This is a genomic window from Kolteria novifilia, from assembly GCA_007748055.1.
Taxonomy (GTDB): Bacteria; Planctomycetota; Planctomycetia; order Kolteriales; family Kolteriaceae; genus Kolteria; species Kolteria novifilia.
Genome location: CP036279.1, coordinates 5,180,956 through 5,204,660, shown reverse-complemented (window position 1 = coordinate 5,204,660; position 23,705 = coordinate 5,180,956). Strand labels below are relative to the sequence as shown.

Genomic DNA, 23,705 nt, shown 5'->3' with positions numbered 1-23,705 from the left:
GAATAGGAGGGGAGAGGGTCAGTCAAAGGAGTCACAGGACCGCTCGAAGTCGATGCGGAAGAAAGGATTGCGATTGTCGCCCAGAGTTCAAGCCGTAAAAATAGGGTCGCTTTGCCCCACCTCGGCACAGTAACTTCATGGTCGCGTCGGCGAGTGGTGGACTTGTCGGTGCACTTCGGAGGGCATTGGTCTCTCTGAACCACTTCGACGAGCGTTGGGCTCGGCGAACCATCGGCCATGGGTTGCTCCCCGACAGGGAACCGCCCGCCGGGCTTGGCTCATCGAGATGAAGACATGAAAGTGGCGACAGACTCACTTGCCGACTTGATGCGTTCTTGGAGCGAGCGGGTCGACCACGCGCTTGATCGGTACCTGGGGGAGGACTACCAGGCGCCGGGATTGCTTCGCGAGGCGATGCGATATAGCCTTTTCGCGGGCGGGAAGCGGCTACGACCGCTGCTGGTGCTGTTGGCCGCCGATGCTTGCATGGGGGCGCTGGACAAGGCGATGCCGGCCGCTTGCGCGGTCGAAATGATTCACACGTATTCACTGATTCACGACGATCTGCCCGCGATGGACGACGACGACCTGCGTCGCGGGCGTCCGACATGCCATCGTCAGTTCGACGAAGCGACCGCGATCTTGGCGGGTGACGCCTTGTTGACGCAGGCCTTCGGGTTGCTGGCGACGATCGAGCCGCCGGTGGTCGCCGGCAAGTGCGTGGCGGAGCTGGCCCACGCGGCCGGGGCGCCGGGCATGGTCGGGGGGCAAGTGGACGATCTGCATCCGCCCGAGGGGGAGGGGACGCTCGACTGGCTCGAGTCGCTGCATTCGAGAAAAACCGGTGCGTTGCTGACGGTTTGCCTACGTTTGGGGGGACTGGTCTCCGGAACCGATCAAGAGCGATTGGATGGACTGACGGCCTACGGACAGCGCATCGGGTTGGCGTTCCAGATCGCCGACGATTTGCTCGATGTCGAGGGAAGTGCCGAGGCGGTCGGCAAAGAGGTCGGGAAGGACTCCGCGGCCGGAAAACGAACATATCCCTCCCTGTTGGGGGTGGACGAAAGTCGAGATCGAGCCAGAGTACTCGTTCGCGAAGCGCGGGAGCACCTCGCACCCTTGGGGCCGGCCGGGCATCGGCTCGCCTCGCTGGCTGATTTCATTGTGGAAAGGGATCATTGATGGGTTCATTGCTCTCAAGGATTGAGTCACCGGCGGATCTTCGAACGCTCACGGATGACGAGCTGTGCTCTCTCGCACAGGAGATTCGCGAAACCCTCTGCCAGCCGCTCGAATCTCGATCGGTCCACTTCGCGAGCAACCTCGGCGTCGTCGAGTTGACGCTCGCGCTGCACTTGACCTTCGACTTCGCCCGCGATCGCTTGATCTGGGACACCGGTCACCAGATCTATCCCCACAAACTGATCACCGGCCGTCACGAGCAGTTCGCCTCGATCCGTACTCGAGGCGGCCTCATGGGTTACCCCAATCCCGACGAGAGTCCCTACGACCTCTTCATGACCGGCCACGCCGGCTGCAGCGTCTCGACCGCGCTGGGATTGAAGATGGGCGATGAGTTGATGGGACGCCCCGAACGCAAGTCGGTCGCGGTCATCGGCGACGGCGCCTTCCCCTCGGGGATCGTCTACGAGGCGATGAACAACGCCGCGGAACTCAACCGCGAGTTGGTCGTGGTCCTCAATGACAACCAGATGTCGATTTGCCCGCGCGTCGGGGGGGTCGCCAAGTCGCTCGACAAGGCCCGCATGGCCCCGATGTTTCACGACGTCAAGTGTCAACTCGACGAGGCGCTGCACAAGTTGCCGCTCGTCGGCCATTCCTTCGAACGGGCTTGGACCTCGCTCAAGGACATGGTCAAGGCGGGCGTCTACGGCGGTATGCTCTTCGAGCAGCTTGGCTTCCAGTACGTCGGTCCGGTCGACGGCCACGACATCAAGACGCTCCGCGAATACCTACAGATGGTTAAGGAGCAGCCCGGCCCGACGCTGCTGCACGTGCTGACCGAAAAGGGGCACGGCATCGCCTCGGCCAGCGAGGATCCGGTGACGTTCCACACGCCGCCGGTCTTCGAGAAGGTCGAGAACGGGGTCATCTCGCTCCGCAAGTCGAAGTCGGTCAACTTCACCAACCTCGTCAGCGACGCAATCCGCGAGCAACTCGCGTCCGACAAGAAGGTCTGCGTGATGACCGCGGCGATGTGCCAGGGCAACAAGCTCGAACGCTCGCGCGAGGAGTTCCCCGACCAGTTCTTCGACACCGGCATCTGCGAATCGCACGCCGTGGCGTTCGCCGCCGGCATGGCGAAGGTCGGCGCCCGGCCGATCGTGGCGATCTACTCGACCTTCCTGCAGCGGTCCTTCGACCAGATCTTCCAAGAGGTCGCGCTGCAGAATCTCCCGGTCACCTTCTGTCTCGACCGCGCGGGCTTCACCGGTCCCGACGGGCCGACGCACCACGGTACCTTCGACATCCCCTACATGCGGATCTTCCCGAACATGGTCGTCATGGCCCCCGGGGACGCGTCCGACGTTCAGCCGATGCTCGAATTCGCCCTGAAACAGGATTGCCCGGTATCGCTGCGGTATCCCAAGGCCGCCCCGGCGCAGATCGAGCGAGCCGCGTGCCCGATCGAAATGGGCCAGGCAGAGGTCTACGAGTGGGGAACCGATGGCTGCATCATCGCCATCGGCTCGATGTTCGGCGAGGCGGTCGAGGCGGCGGAGATCCTTCGCGAGGAGGGCTTCGACGTCGGTGTCATCAACGCCCGCTTCATCAAGCCACTCGATAAGCGGACCATTCTCAAGGCGGTTTCCGAGTTGCCGTTCGTCATGACGGTCGAGGAAGGGACCGTTGTCGGCGGCTTCGGCAGCGCGGTGCTCGAGGCGGCCTGCGAAGAGGGAATCGCCGCGAACCACGTCTATCGCTGCGGCATCCCCGATGATTGGATTCTCCATGCCGAACGCAAGGAGCAGCTTGCCGAAGTCGGCATCGACGCGCCGAGTCTTGCCGCGAAGGCCCGCGAGTTGGCCGCCCTATTCGGCCCTAAGGAAAACTCGCTCGAAGAGGTCAATAGCTGCAAGCAAGTCGGCTAGGCCGGATCTCGTTGCCCGCCGTTCGGAATCCCGTCCAACCCGCGATCGTAGCAACTCGCGGTGAGATTCCGAATGGCTACTCGCCACTTCTTGGTCGGCGGCGCCGGATTCGATGTGGAGGGAGCCGTTTGGGGACAAGCGGACTCCCCGATTTGGGATCGAAATCGACAAGAGAACGCATCTTTCGAGCGAATAAGGTCCGATTCCTCTCCGAAATTCCTCCAAACAGAACAATTTCTCGACACGTCGGATCGTCTTTGTTCCACGGAGCGTCGCGGCTAGATCGACGTCTTCGAGGACTCGTCCTTTTTCTTCATTCCATTGCGGGCGTGAAGCGTGGCCAAGCCGGCGACGCACAGCGCGAGCGTGCCGCTGGGAGAAAGGCCTTCAGAGTCATCTTCGCCCATGACGATGTCGGTGAGCGCGGTCGAGAGTTCCTCGTCGAAGTCGAACGCGTTGAGTTCCGGCCATCGCAGTGACAAATCGGTGTCATCTGAAGTTGGACTCTCTTGCTCGTTGGTCGGCTCGCCCGTCGAGTCGATGGTCTCCTGAGGATCGCTCGCATCCTGGGGAGTGTCCTCGTTGGAGGGCTTCTCGCCCGACTCGCTCTTGGACGACCCTTCGCCTTCCTCGGCGGCCTCGGTGGTCGGCTCCGTGCCGACGCCCTGCATGCGGAAGTTGACGTCCGAAGCGTTCACGAACCGATCGGGTTCGAACTCCCCGAAGTTGTTGTACTGCCCGTGTTGGCCTTGACGCAGGCTGATGTCGAGCAGGGTATCGCCGCCATCGTCCTTACCCCCTTGATCACCGATGCGGTCCTTTCCGTCGACGTAGCCACTCGGCTGAAGTTCCCGAAGGCGGAAATCGCCGGCGGGCAAGTCCTGGAACGTGAAGCGGCCGTCCTGATCGGTGACCGCGGTGCGGATCGCGCTGCCGTTGAGGACGAGTTGCACGCCCGCGATGCCCGGCTCGTCGGCGTCGCGTTGTCCATCCTTATTCAGATCGACGTAGACATATCCCGAGAGCTTGGCCGTCCCGCGAAGGTCGTCCGCGGAGCGGAAACGATCGCGACGCGCCACGAATGTCTCCGTTCGCGCCACCGTGGGCGGCGTCGCCACAATCCCCACCGGAAGGTCGGGCGTGCCCGTTGGGAAGACCGGCGTCGGCGTCGACGGATTGCCCGGAACCAGCGGCGTGGGCGGGATGATTGGCGTCGGAGTTCCCGGAACCACTGGCGTCGGATTCTCGGGAGCGACAGGTGTTGGAAGGCCTGGCTCAAGCGGCGTTGGCGTGGGAAGCTCGACGATCTCCTCGGCGAAGCCAAAGTCGACGACGAGGTTGCTCTCGCCGTTTTGGAGCGTGATCTGAGCTTCGCCGTCGACCGGCCCGGTGAGATCGTAGGTCGCCGACATCGTCGCTGGGACCGTCTCGAGGTCGACGACGATGCTGTAGACGCCCGGAGCGAGGTTGTCGAACTGATACGCGCCCTGGGCGTCGGTCGTGGTGGTTAAGATCGTGTCATCATCGGTCCCCAGAACGTTGTCGAAGCCACTCCATCGCAGGGTGATGTCGACGCCACCCAGTCCGGTCTCGTTCGCCGAGACGATGCCGTCGGCGTTGGTGTCGACCCAGACGAGATCGCCGATGGATCCGCCGCCGGTGTAGCCAAAGTCCTGGTCCAAGTCGCTTTGGCCGACCCGCAGCGTGAGTCGCGACTCGTGGGTAACCCCGCCGTCGGGATCGGCCGTCGGGTCGCTGATGCCGGTCGGCAAGCTCTGAGCGTCAACGCGAACAACATAGTCACCTTCGACCAAGCCATCAAAGACGTATTGCCCATCGGCGTCGGTCGTGGTTTCAAAGACGAAGGTCGACCCGTCCGACATCGTCCACTCCAGCGTGACCGGGACATCGGCCAAGCCGGGTTCGCCCGCATCCTGGATTCCATCGCCATCGACGTCGAACCAGATGACGTCGCCCACGATCCCTTGGCCTTGGTAGCCGAAGTCGACGTCGCGATTGATCGTCCCGGCGGGAAGCGTCAGTTCCGTCGGGTCGTTGGCGGTCGTCAGCGTCACCCCGGCTGGCAGAGTGGTCGCGTCGATCGCGACGCGGTAGTCACCCTCGGGCAGGCCGGTGAAGGTGTACTCGCCGCCGGGACCGGTCGATAGCTCGAACGTGGCGTCGTCCCCACTGCCGGCGATCCCGTCGGCGCCGAACCAGACCAGTTCGACGACCACGCCGGGCAGGCCCGGTTCCTGGGGATCTTGGATCCCGTCTCCGTTCCGATCGAGCCAGACGAAGTCGCCGATCGCGCCCTCGCCCTGAAAGCCGAAATCGGCCGCGAGGTAGTCCTCTCCCGCCTCGAGGTCGACGCGGAGGGGTTCGTTGTTCGTCGTGAGTGTGACACCATCGGGAAGACTCGAGCTGACGACCTCGACGCGGAAGTCTCCAGCGGCGAGTTGGTCGAAGAGGTAGCTCCCTTCCTGGTCGGTCGTCGTCCGGTAGGAGACGTCATCGGCCGTGCCGAAAGTACCGTCCTGGCCGACGAAGACGAGATCGACCGACACGCCGGAGATGCCCGGTTCCCCGTCGTCTTGGTTGCCGTCGCCGTTGATGTCGAGCCAGACGAAGTCGCCAATGCTGCGGGTGCCGGTGAAGCCGAAATCGATGTCGGTGCGATCGGTCGCGAGGGTGATGTTGGCGATGCCGTCGAGAGCGACTGCCGAGTCGTCGGTGTCGGCGGTGACTTCCACGCCAAGGGGAAGATCGGCCGTCTGAACGATGATCTGGTACTTGCCCGAGGTAAGCCCTTCAAAGAGGTAGTTGCCCTCGGAATCGGTCGTGGTCGACAGCGTCAGGTCGTCGTCGTTGCCGAGGATGCCGTCGAAGCCGGCGTAGACGAGTTCGATGCCAATGCCCGCGAGTCCCGGCTCATCAGCATCCTGGACGCCATCGCCGTTGACGTCGAACCAGACGGAGTCACCCAGGGTATAGGGGCCGAGGTAGCCAAAGTCCTGGTCGAGGTTCTCCTCTTGCGAGCCGATCGAGAGTGACGATTGGTTGTCGTCGCCGCCGTCGGGATCGAAGCTGGGCACCTGCAAGTCGGCGGGCAGTGTCGTGGTGTCGATGGTGACGGTGTAGTCGCCTTCGACAAGGTTGTCGACCAGGTAGCCGCCGTCGGCGTCGGTGGTCGTTTCGAAGGTGAAGGTCGAGCCGTCGCTCTTGGTCCACTCGATCGAGACAGCGACGTTCGGGATGCCCGGCTCTCCGGCGTCTTGGATGCCGTCGGCGTTGAAGTCGAACCAGAGGAAGTCGCCGATGGAGGCGGCACCCTGGTAACCGAAGTCGACGTCAAGGTCGTCGCCGCCGGCTGAGAGGGAGAGGAGGCTCGGGTCGTTGCTGGTCGTGAGCGCGAGGTCGGCCGGGAGCGAGGAGGCGTCGACGGAGACTTGGAAGTCGCCCTCGGGGAGTCCGTCGAAGAGGTAGTTGCCATCGGCGTCGGTGATCCGCTCGTAGGTGGTGTCGTCGCCACCGCCCAGAACGCCGTCGGCGCCGAACCAGGTGAGACTCACGGTGACGCCGGGCAGTCCGGTCTCGTCGGCGTCCTCGATACCGTCGCCATCGCGGTCGTGCCAGACGCGATCGCCGATGGTGACGTCACCGATGTAGCCGAAGTCGGCGTCGGTGTAGCCCTCGCCGGGGGTGAGATCGATGGTCACCGGATCGCTGGCGGTGGTGAGTCCAAGGTTGCCGGGGAGGGTCGCCTCGTCGACATCGACGACGTAGTTGCCCTCGGGCAGGTTGGTGAATGTGTAGTTGCCGTTCTGGTCGGTCGTGGTTTGGAAGACGACATCGTCATCATTGCCCTGGATGCCGTCTTGGCCGGCCCAACTCAGGTCGATGGTGACGCCGGGTAGTCCCGGTTCACCGCTGTCTTGGATGCCGTCGCCATTGACGTCGTTCCAGAGGAAGTCGCCAATGCTGCCGGTGCCGGTGAAGCCGAAGTCGATGTCGGTGCGATCGGTCGCGAGGGTGATGTTGGCGATGCCGTCGATCACCGCGGCGGCGTCGTCGGTGTCGGCGGTCGGAGTCATGCCGCCAGGCAGGTCGCTGGCGTCGACCGTGATCTCGTAGTCGCCTTCGGGCAGGTTCTCAAAGGAATAGTTACCGTTGGCGTCGGTGGTCGTCGTGATGAGGACGTCGTCGGCGTTACCGAGGATGCCGTCGAAGCCGGTGAAGACGAGGTCGACGGTAATGCCCGCGAGTCCCGGTTCGCCCGTGTCTTGAATGCCGTCCCCGTTGAGGTCGTACCAGACGAAGTCGCCGATCGAGAGGGTGCCGGAATAGCCGAAGTCCTGATCGAGGTTGTCTACGTTGGAGGCCAACGTCAGCGCCGAGACACTGTCGTCACCACCATTGGGATCGGCGGTGATGACGCTCAGCCCGGAGGGCAGTGTCGTGGTGTCGATGGTGACGGTGTAGTCGCCTTCGACAAGGTTGTCGACCAGGTAGCCGCCGTCGGCGTCGGTGGTCGTTTCGAAGGTGAAGGTCGAGCCGTCGCTCTTGGTCCACTCGATCGAGACAGCGACGTTCGGGATGCCCGGCTCTCCGGCGTCTTGGATGCCGTCGGCGTTGAAGTCGAACCAGAGGAAGTCGCCGATGGAGGCGGCACCCTGGTAACCGAAGTCGACGTCAAGGTCGGAGCCGCCGGCTGAGAGGGAGAGGAGGCTCGGGTCGTTGCTGGTCGTGAGCGCGAGGTCGGCCGGGAGCGAGGAGGCGTCGACGGAGACTTGGAAGTCGCCCTCGGGGAGTCCGTCGAAGAGGTAGTTGCCATCGGCGTCGGTGATCCGCTCGTAGGTGGTGTCGTCGCCACCGCCCAGAACGCCGTCGGCGCCGAACCAGGTGAGACTCACGGTGACGCCGGGCAGTCCGGTCTCGTCGGCGTCCTCGATACCGTCGCCATCGCGGTCGTGCCAGACGCGATCGCCGATGGTGACGTCACCGATGTAGCCGAAGTCGGCGTCGGTGTAGCCCTCGCCGGGGGTGAGATCGACGGTCACCGGATCGCTGGCGGTGGTGAGTCCAAGGTTGCCGGGGAGGGTCGCCTCGTCGACATCGACGACGTAGTTGCCCTCGGGCAGGTTGGTGAATGTGTAGTTGCCGTTCTGGTCGGTCGTGGTTTGGAAGACGACATCGTCATCATTGCCCTGGATGCCGTCTTGGCCGGCCCAACTCAGGTCGATGGTGACGCCGGGTAGTCCCGGTTCACCGCTGTCTTGGATGCCGTCGCCATTGACGTCGTTCCAGAGGAAGTCGCCAATGCTGCCGGTGCCGGTGAAGCCGAAGTCGATGTCGGTGCGATCGGTCGCGAGGGTGATGTTGGCGATGCCGTCGATCACCGCGGCGGCGTCGTCGGTGTCGGCGGTCGGAGTCATGCCGCCAGGCAGGTCGCTGGCGTCGATCTCGATGACGTAGTCTCCGGGGACGAGGTCGATGAACTCGTAGGAGCCGTCGGGGAGTGTCGTGGTTGAACGGACGAGGTCGTCGGCGGTGTTGAGGATTCCATCGAGGCCCGCGAACCGCACCTCGACGTCGATGCCCGCGAGTCCCGGTTCGCCCGCGTCTTGAATGCCGTCCCCATTGAGGTCGTTCCAGACAAAGTCGCCGAGGGTGAAAGGACCGACATAGCCAAAGTCCTGGTCGAGGTTCTCCTCGTCGGCGGCGAGGACGAAGGACGCTTCATGGTCATCGCCGCCATCGGGGTCGGCACTGGGAACGTCGAGGTCGGCGGGAAGCGTGGTCGGAGCGACCCGCACGGTGTACTGTCCCGCGGGGAGGTTGTCGAAAAGGTAGCCGCCGTCTGCATCGGTGGTCGTTTCGAAGGTGAAGGTCGAACCGTCCGACTGGGTCCAAACCAACTCGACCACGACATTCGCGAGTCCGGGTTCGTCGCCGTCTTGGACGCCGTCGCCATCAAAGTCGAACCAAACGTAGTCGCCGACGGAGGCGGCTCCCTGGTAACCGAAGTCGACATCGCCTCGGATAGTGTCGGCGGCGAAGGTGATCTCCGAGGTGCCGTCGAGATTCGCGGGACCGGGATCGTCAATCTCAAAGGTCTGGGTCAGTCCGGCCGGAAGACCGCTCGGCGTGACGCGGTAGTCGCCGGCGGGCAGACCGACGAAGGAGTATTCCCCGTTCGCGTCGGTCGTGGTGACGACGGAGATGTCGTCGCCGTCGCCGAAGGTTCCGTTGGGGCCGGGGTCGACGAGGGTGACGGTGACCCCCGCGATGCCGGGCTCGTCGGCATCCTGGACCTGGTCGCCGTCGCGATCGAGGAAAATGGTGTCGCCGATCGCGGCGACGGCGACATCGTCGGCGGTGTTGTATTCGCGTTCGTTGGCTTCGGCACCGGAGAGATTGGAGTAGACCAAGTTGGCGTTGTTGACGGGAACGGTGCCGTTGGCGACGGTCGTGGTGAAGTCGATCGTGACCATCCCGTTGAGCGGCACCTCGGCGATGGCGACGGTGAACTGACTCGGGTCGGCGTTGACGTCGGGCGTGGTGACGCCGCCCTGGGTGGAGACGGTGACGCTTGCTGGATCGAGGGTGAGTCCGGCCGGCATCAAGTCGGTGAGCAAGACGTCGTAAGCCGCCATCTCCCCAGTGTTGACGAAGGTGATCTGGTAGTCGATGACACCATCGCCGGTGGTGCTGGTGACGATCTTCTCGAGGTCGAGGTTGGGTTCGACGATCTCGACGTCGGCGGTGGCGCTGTCGGAGGTCCCGGCGAACTCGACGGTTGCTTCGTTGGTTTTGAGGTCACCGTCGGCGTTGGCGACGACGTCGAGGACCAACGCGTCGATCTCGAAGACGATCTGGTCATCGTCGATGGGACGTCCGGGGGTGAGGGCGTCGACCGAGTCGACCTGGATGGTGGCGATGAAGGAATCGGTGAAGCCGTCGATGTTGGTGTCGTCGCCGACGATGTCGATCGGTGCCGACAGCGTGATGGCGTCGCCGACGCTGACGACCCGGACGTCGCTCGCGACATCGACGATCGAGAAGAGACTTGGCAAGAGATCGGCGATGATCACCGGATTGGCGTAAGTGCCGTGTGGCAACGTGGTGGTCACGCGGTAGGTGACGACTTCACCGATCGTGACGTCGGGGATGGCCGGGTCGAACCGGCTCGAGTCGGTTTCCGTCGCGGAGGTGGAGAAGACGGCTTTGGCGATCTGGACCGTGGTCTGGGGGATGCTGATCGTGTGGTTGTCGTCGGAGTTGTCGGTTCGACCGTTGGCGTCGGGAGTGCTGGCGTAACCGACTTCGGCGGTGTTGACCACCGTGTCCCCGGCGGGGTTGACCGAGTTGTTCAGTTGAGCCTGGTAGGTGATGACGATCGGGGCGTCGCCAAGTTCGTAGACGGGCACGGCGATTTCGATGGTCCCGTCGCCGACACCGTTGCCGGTTTGGATGGTGCCTTGCGAGGTGGTGACCGAGCCGGCGACGAGGTTGAGCTTGTCGGTCCCTTGCGAGGCGAGCAAGTCGTCGATGATGGTCAAGTCGTAGGCGGCGGAGCTCGACGCTGCCGTATGGCTGATCGTCACTTCATAGGTCACGATGTCGCCGGCATCGGCGAGGGTGACGGTCGACGTCTTGTCGATGTGCAGTTTCGGTTCGACCACTTCGACGTCGGCGGTGTCGACCGCGCTGGTCAGCGCGTCGGCGTAGGTGGCGGTGTTGGTCAGTTGGTCGCCGTCGGCGTTGGACGGATCATTGGCGACGAGGGCGGTGACGTGCAGGACGATCTGGTCCTCGGGATCACTGACGTTGTCGGGCGTGTTGACGAGGTCGCCGAAGTCCCAAGTGATGGTGTCGTCGGTGCGATTGGTCGTCGAGAGCACGAAGGCGGTGCCGCTGACATCGGGGCCGAGCTGGCTGCCGACGCGGACGACACTCGCGGAGACGAACTCGAGCACGCCGGGAGCCGAAGGCAAGAGATCGGTGATGGTGACATCGTCGATCATTCCCTCGGGGAGCGTCACGACGAGTTCAAAGGTGACCTCTTCGCCGACGGCGACATCCTCGATACTCGGGTCGTGTTGGCCCTGGCCCGTTTCGGTCAGCGATGTGGAGAAGACCGATTTGGTGAACTCGACGCCAGCCGCGTCGACACTGTGGCTGTCGGTCGCGTCTCCTTGACGTCCGCCACCGGAGATGGAGAACCAGGCGACGTCGGCGTCATTGGTGATCGTTTGACCGGGCTGGACGGAATTGGCGACGACCGCCTCGTAGGTGATGGTGACTGTTTCTCCAAGAAGGAGTTCGTCGACGAGGACCTTGATCGCGGTATCGCCGCCGTTGTTTCCTTGGTTGATCGTTCCGGCGGACGTCGTGACCGAACCGGCCACGAGCGTGAGTCCCGGATCGGAAAGCAGGTCGGTGATGCGGACGTCGAAGGCGTCCTGCGTCGACGCGTCGGCGTGGTCGAGCGTCAAGGTGTAGGTGACGACGTCGCCGGCATCGGTCTCGGTCCGGTCGCCCGTCTTGGCCAGGTTGAGGAGCGGCGCGACGATCTCGACCTCGGCGGAGGCGTCGATGGTGGCAAAGTCGTTGGTGTAGGACGCCGTGTTGACGAGGACGACACCACCCTGGTTGGCGGCGTCGTCGACGACGATCGCGGTCACCTCGAGGATGATGCGGTCATCGTCGGTGACTTGTTGGTCCGGATTGTTGATGATGTTTCCGAAGGACCAACGGACGGTGTCGTCGGCCCGATTGGTTGTCGACAGCGTTGGCGTCGGGTTCGGGTTGTCGGCCACCAGGTTCGCACCGATCGAGACGATCGTCACCGAAAGAGGACTGAGCGAGGCGAACTCGAGCAGGCCGGCGGAACTCGGCAGAACGTCCTGGATGGTGACGTTGCTGTCGGTTCCCTCGGGGATCGTCGCGACGATCCGGTAGGTGACGGTCTCGCCGATCGCGAGGTCTTCGATGCTCGGATCGTTCTCACCTTGAGCGGTGTTGGAGACGGACGTGGCGACGACGGTCTTCTCTAGCTCGGGCGTGGCGCCGCTGACCTCCTCGGTGTTCTGCGAATTCCCCGAGCGACCGCCTGGTCCGGAGAGGTTGTCCCAGTCGAGCGTCGCGGTGTTCTCGAGGATGACGCCCGGCTGGGCTCCGGGGCCGACGGTCACTTCATAGGTGATCTGGATGGTGTCGCCGAGGTCGAGTTGGGGCACGTCAACTTGAATCGTCGTGTCCGAAGGGCCGTTGCCGATGACGATCACGCCACGGTCGGTGGTGACCGAACCCGAGACGAGGATGAGGTTCGGATCGTCGATCAAGTCCTCGACCACCAGGTCGTAGGCATCGAGCGTCGAGCCACTGTGGTGATGGATGTCCAGGGTATAGGTGATGGTGTCGCCGGCGTCGGCACTGGAGACGTCGGCGGTTTTGGTGATTTGCAGCTCCGGCTCGACCACGTCGATGCTGGCGGTCGCGGTGGTCGTGCCATTGCCGTAGTCGAGCGTTCCCTCGTTGACGAGCACGTCGCCGTCGCTGTTCTGCGAGACGTCGACGAGCAGGGCGGTGACGTGGATGACGATCTGGTCGTTGGCGTCGGCGACATTGTCGAAGGTGTTGACCGTGCTGCCGAAGTCGAACTCGATCGTGTCGATCAAGCCGTCGGAGCTCGCGTCACTCAGCACGGCGACGGGGTTTGGATTGGTCGCGGCGATGTTGGCACCGACCGAGACGACACTCGCGGAGACGTACTCGAGCACCCCTTCGTCGCCGGGTGTGAAGGGGAGTTGGTCCGTGACGACCAGGCTGGGACTCGTCCCTTCGGGCAGCGTGACGACCAACTCGTAGGTCACTTCCTCGCCGACCGCGACATCCCCGAGTGACGGATCGTGCTGCGAGGCGTCGGTCTCGGTCCGGTTGGTGGCGATCACCGTCTTGGTGAGTTCTGGAGAAGTGGTGTCGGCGGTCGCGTCGTCACTGCGTCCATCGGGGACGTGGTTGGGGCCGCTCTCGACGCCCGCGTAGTTCGCCAAAGTGGCGGTGTTGGTCAGGACCGACTCGACCTCGGCGACATCGGCGACCCGAAGGTCGTAGGTGATCACCGCGATGTTCCGACCACTGGTCGGATCGGCGCCGGCAAGGCTGCCGGCGGAGCCGTCGTCGAGCCGGATGCCGCTGCCAAAGAGGTCGAGCCCCTGACCGCTGCCGCCATCGAGTTCGGTGAACGCGAGCGGATTGCCGGCACCGTCGACGACGGAGAAGTTGAGTCCGCCCGGGGGAACTTCGAAGCCGGTGGGCAAGGTGTCGGCGATCGTGACGTCGAAGGCGCCGTTGGTGGAGGAACCTTGGTTCTCGACGACGATGGCGAAGCGAACCAAGTCGCCGGCATCGAGATCGCTGATGTCGCTGTCGACGGGCGCCGCGGCGAGTCCGTCGGAGTGGACGGTGTTGGTGAACGGCGTGCCGCTGGTTCCGGGATCGGCCCAGGTCACCCCGCTGGGGCCGACTTGCGGCAAGCTGTACTCGGCCGACGCCTTCGACGAGGAGACGATGCCCTTGGTGATCTCGACGTCCGGTTCGGACAACGTCACCTGGATGATGTCGGTCGAGGTGAGCGTCTCCTCCTGGGTGGTTTGCTCGCTGCGCTGTACCTGGTTGGTGAGGGCGAGGTTGTCGGCGAAGGGATCCTCGCTCACCCTCACGGTGAAGAGGATGTCGACGACGCGGGGCTCGAGATCGTCGGTGTTGAAGTCGCCGAAGACGAACGACACGCTGTTGGCCAGGGGATCGATGACGATCTCCGGGGTATTGATGACCCCGGCGCCCGGGTCGCGGTCGTAGATCTCACTGAACGTGTCGAGTGGACCATACTTGGCTTGGCCTTCGCCGGGAACGATGGCGTCGACGGAAGCATCGAACGTAGTCGAGATGCTCGTGGCGTCGAAAATCGGCAGCGGCAGGAAGTCCTCGAGTGTCAATTGCTCGACATCGGTGATCGACATCGTCGCGGTCAGACGGTAGGTGAGCAGATCGCCCGGTTTGACGACGTAGAGCGTCGACGGATCGGCCTCCTCCGGATCGGAGTAGCCGGCGGGCAGGATCACCGGCGAAGCCGCGTTGGAGTCCTGGTGAGCGTAGATCTTCTTGGTGAGCGCGCCATCGACGATCGTCAACTCGACGCTACTGGTATCGACCGCGGTGCCTCCGGTCGGGGTGGTCGCGTCCTCGTTGTCGAGGACATCCCCCTCGATGGTGACGTCGTTGCCGATCCGGTCGCCGGAGTCGAGCGGCGCGTCGCCGGACGGGAAGTCGATGCGGTAGGCCTCGTTGACGATGGAGCGGAAGGTCAGCACGCCGGTGGTGGCGCCAGCGTCGAAGTCGGCATCGTCCGGCTCGTTGCCGGCGCCGACGCCCGTGGTCGGAATCAAGCCGCCCAGAAGCCGACTGTCGTGCGTGGCGAACGCGCCGGATCCGAGAAGGCCGGCGACGTCGAAGGTGATCTCCGTCGCGCCATCGGAGCCGGGGTTCGATCCAAATCGCTCGTTGACGACGTAGTTGGCGTAGGTCGTCTCGATGTCGCCGTTGGTATTGACGACGGTCGGGTCCGATTGATCGAAGGCCTGGGTGTCGCTGTCACCATGTTCGATGTAGGTGAGCACGGGAGCGAAGCTCATGTCGAGGGTTTGCCCATCGGTGAGCGTGTCGATGATCTGAACATCGTCGAACGCGAAGTAGTCGGAGACCTGAAAGCGGATCGTGTACTCGAGGACATCGGTCGGGCTCAGGCCCTCGACCCCGTTGTCGACCACGATGCTGGAGGTCTTTTGAATAGCGATGGAGCGATCGACCAACGTATCGGTGTCGGTCGCGGTCGCGACCTCGGGGGCGTCGTCGGTGTCAATCGGGGTCCAAAGGCCCTCGGCTTCGGCCTCGTTCTCGGAGATGTTGCTCGCGCCGGTCGTCGGCGACAAGACCCGATCGCCATTGGCGTCCTCGAGTGGCACGTAGAACTCGAACTCGACGAAGACGTCCGAGTTGATGCTGTCCCAGGAGACGATCAACTCGTTGTCGGGGGCGGACGACGGTCCGGTCAGGGAAGGTTCCTGGTCGACCGAGTAGCCGGGCGAACCGTCGACCACTCGCAAGTACTGGATGTTATTGGGCAGATAGTCGGTCAGGACGAAGTCGTTGCTGGGATCGCCCGCGACGCCGAGGGTTTGTCCGTCGGCGATATCGACGTCCAGACGGAAACGACGCGGAAAGTTCGGTCCGGTCGCCGTTTCGCTTTCGGGCGCGTCGTTCGACTTGGTGAGGGTGATGATGGTCGGGTTGACGGTCGACGTGGCGAGGGTGTCGGCGGCGATGGTCGAATCGGTCGCCGGGTTGTCGAGCGGATCGAGTCCGAACTGAAAACCGCCGCGCGTCCCGACTTCCAAGGGAGTGTTCAAGTTCGCGAGTTCACTCAGTTGAGCCGAGACGACGATCGGCGCCGGCGGTTGATCGCCAGTGAAGCTGCCGAAGGGGAGTTGGAGGACCACGAACTGGTCCCCCTCCTGGTAGCCGAACGAGCTCGGATCGATCTCGAGCGGTGATCCATCCGGGTTCGTGGCGAGTGGGTGTTCGATCCGATTGACACCGTCGTAGGTGAACGTGAACGTCGTGATGTCGGTTCCTAGGTAGGTCGCCGTGTCGAAGGAGAGCCCGTCGCCGTCCCCATCGCCACCCGAAGTTGGAAGAAAGATGTCGACAAAGGGGCCGTAGCCGACGTCGGAGCCCGGATCAGCGTTGGGCTGGTTGTCGAACGTGACGCTGAACTCGACGGCATCTCCAATGAAGGTATCACCGATCGCGGAAATGCTGGTGATCGGGTCGGCCGCCGGAGCGAGACGGTCCTCGAGACAATCGAACGAAGGGAACTGCCGCCGAGCGGGCGAAGGGAAGAAGGCCCTCTTGGTTGAAGCAATGCGATGCTGAGGGCGACGCTTCGAGGTGAAGGAGCTAAGCATTGGTTTGTTCATCCAAGTGGTAATGGAATTAGCGGCTGTGAGGAGTGGACGCAAACGCTATGCCAGAAAGGGCATTTGAATAGCTATTGAGATGCAAGAAGAGCATTGTTGGGACCATGCTTTTGGAGCTTGGTGGTGAGCAGAGCCTTCTCGCTCTTTGCCACGGAGCAGGACTTCCTTCGGAGTCGAGTCGTATGGGGTGAACCCTGGACTTCGCCCAGGGCCTCTTGGGTTACTTGTTCGTAAGATGAATGCTGATAATATGATAGGTTGTTGGTGGGTGGTTGGGGCGTTGTGTCAGGGTAGGAGTTGCCGACGAGTGGGTTCGCTCAGCGAGTGTCCCTGGAGTTCATCGGCGATGTCAGCCAAGGGAAGTCGGATCGCCGTGCCGAACTGATTGCCGGAATAGGGAATCTGTCGCAATCGGAGAGTCGGTATTTAACCTGTACTGAAATGAGAGAATTGTGTCGCCCGTCAAAGGACTCCCGGAAAGAGTATCGAAATGATAATTCCCAGAGTGGACTGGTGCGAACGAAGCGCGTCGTTTGCCAACGGCCAGCAGGTACGCGGTGTCGGTTGACTCGGCACGGAGTCCGCGACTTCTTGCCGGACCTGAGTGAGAGGAAGAAGGAAGACCCCCCCTGTTGTAGTCACCCCTTGTCCAAGGGGCACTCTTGTTGCTCACCCATGTCCAAGGGGGAGTTAGGCCTTGTCCAAGGGGGAGTAAGAGGGGGCTTCTTCTTCCGATTTCTAGCTTCTGGCAAGCCCCGGTTGCTTCGCGACCGATCCAGACGAGATCCATCGGCTCTCAACATCATCGTTCCCGAGACGTCTTGCCGACGGCGTCGGCCCAGGTTGAATCAACCTGGGCTGGCCTGAGTGGTGATATGACGGCCAGATCCCAACAGAGGCTTGTGGTGGCCTCGCCTATTTCTCCGCCTTCTCTTCCTTCGGCGGCACGGCGACGAACTTGAGCGTCTCCTTGGCGGTGCTGGCGTCCCAGAGGCGAACCTCTCCCTTCGCGTCGCCGGAGGCGAGAGTCTTGCCGTCACGACTCACCGCGACGGAGTAGACCGGGGTCGCGTGACCTTTGAACGTCTTCTGCGCCTTGCCGCTGGCGGTATCCCAAGACTTGACCAAGCGGTCGCTCCCGGAGGTGAAGACGAGCTTGCCGTCGGCCGTGGTCGCCAGGGAATAGATCTCCCCGCCCGCCGACTCGGCCCGAACCTGCTTGCCCCCCTTGGTCGCGTCCCAGGTGTGCAAGCGGCGGTTGATCCCCGTCGAGAAGGCTTGCTTGCCATCGCCGCTGAAGCCGACGCCGAAAACGCCTTCCCCCTGATCGGAGTAGACCGAGAGCAGCTCGCCTTTCTTGGCGTCCCAGAGTTGGGCGGTCTTGTCGCGAGCCCCGGTGAGCAGGAACTTGCCGTCGGGCGAGTAGGCGACGTCGAGGATCCAGTCGTTGTGCGGTTTCACTTCACGGAGCTGCTTGCCGTCGGCCGTGCGGAAGAGTCGCAGTTTTCCGGTCGTCTCTCCGACCGCCACTTCTTTGCCGTCAGGGCGGAGTGCCGTCGCGAAGATGACGTCATCGCCGTCGTGCAGCCGTTTGATGAGCTTTCGCTTGGCGACGTCCCAAAGGATCACTTCGCCGACGCGTCCTGGGGTGCCTCCCGAGTGGAGTAACTGCTTGCCGTCGGCGCTGTACTCCAGCGAGAAGATCCGTTCGCCGTCGGTCGGGAACCGGCCGAGATACTTTCCCGAGGGGACTTCCCAAAGGGTGATGCCGTGCAAGCCGCCAACGGCGAGCTGTTTGCCATCCGGTCGCAGGGCCAGGGCGGTGGTCGCCACCGGCTTCGAGAGATCGAGATTGGCGAGATCGTCGCTTGGCTCAAGCAGTCGGCTGAGCGACATCGTCGGATCGGGGCCGTCGAAGGCAGCACCTTGCTTGACCCAACGGTCGACCTTGGCGACGACCTTCTCGGGAAGGAGGTCGGCTTCCTGAGGCATTTCGGGCGTCTCGTCGCCGTACATCATGAGGACGAGTCGGCTTTCGTAAGGCTCGCCCGGGAGGACCTCCTTGCCCTTCTTGCCGCCCTTCATGATCGCGGCGAAGGTGCTCATGTCGTAGCCTCCCTCGGCCTTGTCGGGATTGTGGCAGCCGACGCAGTGCTTCGCGAAGATCGGGGCGATGTCGCGTTTAAAGCTGACCTTCGCGTCGCTTGGCTTCTTGGCTCCGTCAGCCACGAGGCCTCCGGTGAAGGAGAGCAGGGTGGCGATCGCGATGATCAGGGGCTGTCTCATGATGCGGCTCCGCGGCGTGTTCACGCCGAACGTCGATTTCATGGGGTGGGTCGAGATCCACCCGACGAGTTTTTTCCGTAGGTCAGGCCATTGCCTGACGGGGTTGGCGAAGTCTTGGCGGATGGTCGAATTCCGGCCTGGTGTCGTTACCTTGGATCCGGTCGTGGGCCCATGTCAGGCAATGGCCTGACCTACGGGAGCAAGCGATGTCACTTGTCTCACGCCGTGGGTCACCGGTCCGACTTACTTAGTGGTTGAAGAGGAACTCGCGGCTGTTGAGCAGGGCCCAGAGGACATCCTCAAGGCCGAGACGTCGATCCGGGGCGTTGGTGATGACCTTCTTGCAACGGGACAACTCCTCCTTCGTTGAATGACGGGAGAGTGTCACGAGATACATCGTGTCGATTGCTTGGTCATCGTCGACTTTAAGGAGTTCGGCGATGCGGCCCTTCTTGTCGCCGAGCTTGCGATTGACGACGTCGCCGTTGGCGATGTGAAGCACTTGGGCGAGGTTCGGCTCGCCGGTTCGCTCGCACTCGCACGCGACCGCTCGCTTGGGCCGGCCCATTGTGTCGAGGAAATAGGAGGCGAAGTTCGGATCGGGTAGCTCGATCGCCCGGACGTTTCGTGGCACGCCTCGGAAAGTCTCCTTCGTCCCGCAGGCGAAGTCGACCGCGTCAAAGAGGGCCTCCGCGGGGAGCCTCTTCACGTTGTAGTGGGTGTAGTAGCGATCCTGATTGACATTCTCGGGCCGCGGCGTCGAGTCGAGCTGGTAGGCCTTCGAGACCATGATGGCCCGCATCAGCTCCTTCAGATTGAAGTCGCTCTCAACGAAGTGATCGGCCAGGGCGTCAAGCAACGCGGGGTTCGACGCGGGGTTCGTCTCTCGCATGTCGTCGATCGGCTCGACCAACCCGCTGCCCATCAGGTAGCCCCAGATCCGGTTGACGACGTTGCGGGCGAAGAGGCGGTTCTCCTTCGAGGTGATCCAATTCGCGAGCGGCCGGCGCGGATCGACGGAAGGATCGATCGTCATCGATTCGCCTTTGAGCGGCGTCGGGGACATCGTCTCACGGGTTCGCGGATGACGAATCGAGCCCTTGTCACGAAGCATCACGACGATGTCGCCGTCACGAGCGCCGAAGGCGACACTGTTTTTCGTCCGGACTCGGGTGAAGAAGGCGGCGAGCCCGTAGTAGTCGGCTTGGCTGTACTCCTCGAAGGGGTGGTGGTGGCAGCGAGCGCACTGCAGCCGTACGCCGAGGAAGACTTGGACCGTCGTCTCGGCGAGATCTTCCGGTTTGGTGGCGATCTTGAAGTAGTTGGCCGGTCCATTGTCGAAGATCGACCCTTGGGCCGAGATGATCTCGCGGACGAACTGGTCGACCGGCATGTTTTGCCGCAGGGCGTCACGAATCCAGTGGTGAAAGGCCCACATGCCGCCATCACCGATCGAGTTGCGGTTGACGCGAAGCAGATCGCCCCACTTGAGCGCCCAGTAGGCACTCCACTCCTCGACGTAGGGGCTGCCCGCGGTGGCGAAGTCGCCGGTGCCGAGAAGTTCGTCGACGAGATGTTCGCGCTTCTTCGGGTCGGTCGAGGCGAGGAAGCTCGCGACTTTCTCGGTGGAGGGAAGGGTTCCGGTCGCGTCGAGAAACGCCCGGCGGAGGAAGACTTCGTCACTACAGAGGCCCGAGGGGGAGAGGCCCAACTGCTTCCAGCGGTCGACGACTTTCTCGTCGACGAAGTTGTTCGGCTCGAAGCCGGCCAAGTCGATGGAGTCGGCATGGGGACAAAGGACGTGGGTGACCTTCGCCTGTCCCTGGTAACGAACCATGACGGGGGCGAGGCCCTTGCCGACGCAAGTGATCAGCCCGCTCGAGTCGACCGTCGCGACCCCTTCGCCCATGCTGTCGTACTTGGCGCGATGGGTCACGTCGCGGACCGAGCCGTCGCTGTAATGGGCAACGACGCGGAGCTGCTGGGTCTGGTTCTCCCGGTAGGGGCGCTCCTTCGGAAGAAGCTCGAGGTCGATCACGTTGGCTTCCTTGGTTGGGCCGGGCGTTCCCTGGTCGATCCAGGCGAGGAGCGTTTGGTAGTCGAGCGAACCGACCTCGAAGCGGGGACCACCCTTATGCGGTACGGTGGCGGTTGCCTTGAGCAGGACGAGACTCTGGTCGGGTCGAGCGCGCGAGACTCGGCGTCCGAACCATTCTTCGACAAGCTGGCGATGGTCTTGCTTGGGGGCGTAGCCGAAGAGCGACAGGATCAAGCCTCCCTGGCCGAACTGCGACGCGTGGCAGGCCCCTTGGTTACAGCCCGCCTTGGTGAGGATTGGCTGAATGTCCTCGGCAAAGCTGATGGGGGTGCCTTCCTTGGGATCGACGACGGTGAAGGGGACTTCCTTGGTCTTGCTACCGTGAGCGACCCGAACCCGACCGTTTCCCGGGCCGAGAAAGCGGACGCGGCCGAGCGAATCGACCGAGAGGATCTTGGGCGTCAGGCTCTCGTAGGAGCAGTTGCGCGTCAGGTCGGTGGGGCCCGTCGAGTCGGTCACTTGGATCTGGACCTGGTCGAAGGGGGTGGCTCGATCGACTTCCGCGGGACTGACGGTGAAGTCCTTCGCGGAGGCCGCTTGGATGACCGACATTGGCGCCAGCACGAGGGCGAGCAAGGGAATCGGCGCGACGAAGCGGACACGTCGGATCATGCTTCTCTCCGGTTCGCAAGGCGGGGCCAACCATGGCGGTTGGCGGGGCTTCTGGGGAGTCTGGTTGTGCCGTCAAGTCGTTGGGCGCGAGGATGTTGGGTAGGTGGCGCGAGCGACTTCGTTCCCGTGGCACACTAAGAGACTATCCGGGCTTCGGGTCGGCGTCAAACCTTTCCGGGGCCTCTTAGTCCAGAATGATGTCACGAGAAAGCAAGTGGTCGCTTGCGAGCATCTCCGACGAGCGAGCCGCCGTGGCTGCTGTGAGCCATGTCCTCCATCTTGCGTATGCTGCCGTGGATTCCTGCAATGGCTGGGTTGTCTATTTTGATGGCGAGCGGGGTGAACGAGTGCTCGATTGGCGCCGTTTTGGTGCGTTTTGGCGCCAAATCGGTCCAAAACGGACGAAAAGGCGCCCCTTTCGGCGACGGATCGGCCCAACTTTAGTCATTTTTTGAAGCCGCAAATGTCAATTGTGTTAGACCTTGGGGCCGCTATAGTGCGCGCCGGCGGGCAGGAATCCACATTAGACCAAGGATGGTTGACGGTGATGAATACACTCGCGTGCATGGCACTTGGGTTGGTGATCGCGGCTGGCGGCGAACAATGGACCATCCGGGCTCGATGGCTCGTCGGTCAAGAGGTCTCCTATAAGGGCTCGATTGTCGAATCGGGATTCGGCACGGCTGGGGCGACTTACCAACAGCCGGTTCAGCTCGAAACTTCGCTTTTGGTCCTCGATCTGAACGCCTCGGGCATCGCCCAGGCCGCGAGCTACACCGTCACGAAGATGCCCGATCAGATCCTCTCCTCGCCCAGAGCCGGCGAAACACAACAGTTCCGAAGCGTCCACTTCGACATGGTCAAGATCGATCTCAACGGGCTGGCGACGTGGGCGACCAACGACGCCAACGTCCTGCTCCCTTCCGAGGGCATGGCCCCCTGGGAGCTCGGATTTCTCGTCGAAATGCCCAAACGCCCCATCAAAAAGGGCGAACGTTGGGTCACCCGCCGTCCCGGACAGCCGCTGATTCGCTACCAGGTCCATGGCCAGGAAAGCGTTCGCGGCATCCCCTGCGTCAAAGTCAAAATGCGTCAGGAGTCGGGAAACTGGAGCAAACGTGACGTCGGCTTGACCGCTTGGCGTAGCAAGACCACCGCGTGGATCGACCCCAAGACCGGGTTCACCGAGCGGATCGAACGGCTCTTCGAGGTTCGCAAGCCCGCCGACCGCGAACCGTCGCGCCGCATCGAGGTCCACTACGACGCAATCAGCAAACTACGCTATCACGGCCCGATTTTCCAGGACCGCCAAGCCGACCTCGTCGCCGGCTTCGAGGCTCAACGCGAACTCGATCGAAACATCGCCGCCGCCGGTCCCGCTTCCCGCCGCAAAATCGAGACCGTCCGTTCGAAGCTCGAAAGTGTCATGAACAACGTCAACAAAACCCCGTATCGACCCGCGATCGCGGCCCTGAAGCAGCGGGCGACGATGGCCCTCGAGGAGACCGACCCGGTCACCCTTTCGGTCCGCTCACGCCGCCGCAGTGTCGCGAAGATCGGATCCAAGGCCAAGAGCCTCGTCGTTCGCAACGCGGAAACCGACGAGTCGCTCTCGGTTCGCAAGATGAAGGGAACCCCGCTGGTCCTGGTCTTCGTCGATCCCGATTCGGACCTCTCGCTCGGAGCCCTCTCGCTGGCGGTCGAGTCGGTCAAGGCTCAGGGGGATCAGGGGATTCTTCTGGTCGCGATCGCCAATGAGGTCAACGCCACGACGGTCAAGGCGATGCACGAGAACGTGCCCGGCGACTACGTCGTCGCCTCCGGTCCGGTGATCGACTCCTCCTACGGCGTCGACGCTCGTCCGCACACGATCATCATCGACGCCGCCGGCTATCTCCGCGGCAACTACGTGGGCTTCGGCCCCGAGCTTCCCTCGGAGCTGATGAGCACGCTCTACCGTTACGTCACGGTCGAGAACTTGAGCCGCAGCGCCCGCAAGAGCGAGACGTTTCTCCGCTAAACCGCCGCCGCGAGTTTCGCGCTCGCACGATACCGGACATCGTCAACATCCTTCATGCCCACGCGACTTCGTGTGGGCATGTTGCGTTTCTTGAAGGGCATCGATCGTCGATTCTTCGTAGGGCAGGCCATTGCCTGCCATGGGTGCGGTGGACTCACCACCATCGGGAATGTACCCGTTTCACCGAGCGAGGTTGTCCAGGATCATCAGCCGCGAATGCGGCGGCAGCACGTAGCCTGTGGCGTGAGCCATAGGTAAATGAGTACCAATGGGCTCGGAGTCCCGAAGGGACGGCATCGTCCGAGAACACGGGCGAAGTGTCGCCCCTTCAGGGCTCGGGATGGTCGTGGTGACGTATTCCTGGCACTGACGTACCAGGCTACGCGATGGCGCCGCGATGCGGCTAGGAAGCGATGGCGGGAAGTGGCGATCGGTTCGTCGGGGGGGCGTTGCATTTGCCATTGATGGTTGGTCAAGAACCACCCTACGCCACTTCGCTTGGCAAGCAGCCTGTGCGACCCGGCGGTTCT

Annotated in this window: 6 protein-coding genes; 3 read left to right on the top strand and 3 right to left on the bottom strand. The window is 63.1% G+C overall.

Annotation, left to right across the window (positions count from 1 at the left end; translation table 11 throughout):
• Positions 1 to 294: 294 nt before the first annotated feature.
• On the top strand, positions 295 to 1,185 hold the full coding sequence (locus Pan216_RS19045) for a polyprenyl synthetase family protein (protein WP_145260365.1): 891 nt from the start codon (positions 295 to 297) through the stop codon (positions 1,183 to 1,185).
• Positions 1,185 to 3,116, top strand: a complete 1,932-nt coding sequence (gene dxs / locus Pan216_RS19040) for a 1-deoxy-D-xylulose-5-phosphate synthase (protein WP_419192723.1) — start codon at positions 1,185 to 1,187, stop codon at positions 3,114 to 3,116. Before Pan216_RS19045 ends, dxs begins: the two co-directional genes overlap by 1 nt.
• Positions 3,117 to 3,394: 278 nt before the next feature.
• On the opposite strand, the gene Pan216_RS19035 is transcribed toward dxs, so the two are convergent.
• From Pan216_RS19035 to Pan216_RS19025, 3 genes are all read right to left on the bottom strand, one after another.
• Positions 3,395 to 16,147 (bottom strand): SdrD B-like domain-containing protein, encoded by a 12,753-nt coding sequence (locus tag Pan216_RS19035; RefSeq protein ID WP_145260361.1) that lies wholly within the window; start codon positions 16,145 to 16,147, stop codon positions 3,395 to 3,397.
• A gap of 927 nt (positions 16,148 to 17,074) precedes the next feature.
• The gene (locus tag Pan216_RS19030) at positions 17,075 to 18,445 is read right to left on the bottom strand and encodes a WD40 domain-containing protein (protein ID WP_419192722.1); all 1,371 of its coding nucleotides are present in this window, start codon (positions 18,443 to 18,445) and stop codon (positions 17,075 to 17,077) included.
• 247 nt (positions 18,446 to 18,692) lie between these two features.
• Positions 18,693 to 21,155 carry a DUF1549 and DUF1553 domain-containing protein gene (locus Pan216_RS19025; protein ID WP_145260358.1) on the bottom strand — a complete coding sequence of 821 codons (2,463 nt, stop codon included), beginning with the start codon at positions 21,153 to 21,155 and terminating at the stop codon, positions 18,693 to 18,695.
• A gap of 544 nt (positions 21,156 to 21,699) precedes the next feature.
• On the opposite strand from Pan216_RS19025, the gene Pan216_RS19020 reads away from it, so the two are divergent.
• The gene (locus Pan216_RS19020) at positions 21,700 to 23,175 is read left to right on the top strand and encodes a hypothetical protein (protein ID WP_145260356.1); all 1,476 of its coding nucleotides are present in this window, start codon (positions 21,700 to 21,702) and stop codon (positions 23,173 to 23,175) included.
• The last annotated feature ends 530 nt before the right edge of the window (positions 23,176 to 23,705 follow it).

What these genes read in the sequence shown, in the direction of transcription:
- Pan216_RS19045 (WP_145260365.1), top strand. Translation starts at nt 295, where the DNA reads ATGAAAGTGGCGACAGACTCACTTGCCGACTTGATGCGTTCTTGGAGC.
- dxs (WP_419192723.1), top strand. Translation starts at nt 1,185, where the DNA reads ATGGGTTCATTGCTCTCAAGGATTGAGTCACCGGCGGATCTTCGAACG.
- Pan216_RS19035 (WP_145260361.1), bottom strand. Translation starts at nt 16,147, where the DNA reads ATGCTTAGCTCCTTCACCTCGAAGCGTCGCCCTCAGCATCGCATTGCT.
- Pan216_RS19030 (WP_419192722.1), bottom strand. Translation starts at nt 18,445, where the DNA reads ATGAGACAGCCCCTGATCATCGCGATCGCCACCCTGCTCTCCTTCACC.
- Pan216_RS19025 (WP_145260358.1), bottom strand. Translation starts at nt 21,155, where the DNA reads ATGATCCGACGTGTCCGCTTCGTCGCGCCGATTCCCTTGCTCGCCCTC.